At 42.8% G+C, this 1,878-nt stretch carries 1 protein-coding gene and 1 pseudogene; one reads left to right on the plus strand and one right to left on the minus strand.

Annotated elements, in window-relative coordinates; genetic code table 11:
• Nucleotides 1-340 (minus strand): annotated as a pseudogene (locus PX481_RS26600) (TVP38/TMEM64 family protein); the annotation flags it as partial.
• Between the two features lie 397 nt (nt 341-737).
• On the opposite strand from PX481_RS26600, the gene PX481_RS26605 reads away from it, so the two are divergent.
• The coding region (locus PX481_RS26605) for a cytochrome P450 (protein ID WP_288096935.1) at nt 738-1,878 on the plus strand (1,141 nt) is incomplete at its 3' end.

Raw genomic sequence — 1,878 nt, forward strand, 5'->3', positions numbered from 1 at the left:
CAGTAGCGCCGATAGTTGCCCCGATAAAGACGTAAAAAGAGCCTAAAACCAGGCCAAAAACCACACCAGCCCCTAAAGTCAGGATTGAACCTGGAAAAAAGGCCACAGTAGCTAGAATATAGATAATTATAAACGCGATCGCTCCCACGGCTCCCAAACTATCCACCCAAGTTAAGGCATGGAAAAGAATAGTTTGAGGATTAAAACCTGTGGAGGCACTGGATTCGAGGGCAAAAGCGGGGGGAGTAGTCAGGAGAAAAGTGCCGCTAAAGGCGATTAGCAGCGGCAAATAACGGCAAATAACCAGCTTTTTCCAGTTGCTGGACTGGGAAATAATCATCACAAGTCCCTAAAAAGAGAATAAAAGAGAGATTAAACTATAAAAGCGAATTAAATAGAACTAGGGGCTATTCTACCGTAGTTATCATTGTTTAGACCAGAAAGCCAATCCTGAAAATTCCCAGAAAATCCCCCTCTCTGGGAGAAGATAGGACGAGCAACAGCCCGGTAATTTTTGCTGTTTACTTGATAAGCTGAGAGGTATCTTAACTGCCTATCCTTAGATTAGCTAAATCTCCCCTAATCCCTTTACTTTTGCCTCTTGCCCCTTGCAAGAGTGCCTCTTGCCTCATCTCAATAAGCAATTTAAATGCGCGGGCAGCTTATTACACCTTGCCGTCTCTGGGGAAAAAATGTCACAATTAGAAATAATTAGCATTCGATATAGCAATTAATCTATGAAAATCCTCCCCAAGGTCAAAGCCCCTACCTTCCTGCAAATGGCACAATGGATCATTAATCCCGTAGCTTTTATGGAAAATGCCGCCCGCAAGCATGGCGATATTTTTAGCACAAAAGTGGGTTTAACTGTAGATAATTTTATCTTTGTCAGTAGTCCTTCGGCCCTACAACAAATTTTAACTAATGACCGTAAACAATTCTCGGCACCGGGGGAAGCCAATCGGATTATTGCCCCGATTATTGGTGATTATTCCGTCGTCATGTTAGACGGAGACATCCACAAAAAACGCCGTCAGCTTTTATTGCCACCTTTTCACGGGGAAAGAATGCGTTTCTACGGCGATTTAATCCGCGATATTACCCTGAGAGTAATGGCAGAATTGCCCCAAAATCAACCTTTTAAAGCCCGTTCAGCGACCACAGCGATTGCTTTACAAGTAATTATGGAGGCAGTTTTTGGAATTAGTCAAGGGGAACGTTATCAAACCCTGAAAAAAATTCTGGCTGAAATGCTCGATATATTTAACTCTCCGGTGATGGCTTCTTTGCTATTTTTCCCAATTTTGCGGGCTGATTTGGGTGCTTGGAGTCCCTGGGGAAAATACCAGCGTTCCCAAGAAAAAATTGATGATATTATCTATACAGAAATTGCCGAAAGAAAAGCTAATCCTAACCCCAATCGCACCGATATTTTATCACTACTGATGTCCGCCCGGGATGAAGAAGGCAACCCGATGAGCGATAAGGAATTGCGCGATGAATTAATGACCTTATTATTCGCCGGTCATGAAACCACAGCCACTTCTATGTCTTGGGCGCTCTACTGGACTCATCGCTATCCAGAAATTAAAGCAAAAATTCTCCAAGAAATAGCCACTTTAGGAGATAATCCTAACCCCATTGACATAACTCGATTACCCTATCTTTCGGCAGTTTGTTCGGAAACTTTACGCATTCATCCCGTGGGAATGTTAACTTTTCCGCGAGTAGTGGAAAAACCGGTAGAACTAGATGGTTATCCTTTAGAAAAAGGGACAATTCTTATGGGTTGTATTTATCTAGCTCACCACCGCGAGCAAACTTTCCCCGATTCCCATACTTTTAAACCAGAACGCTTTTTAGAAAAACAATTCACCC

Source organism: Microcystis sp. M53603_WE2, from assembly GCF_030065435.1.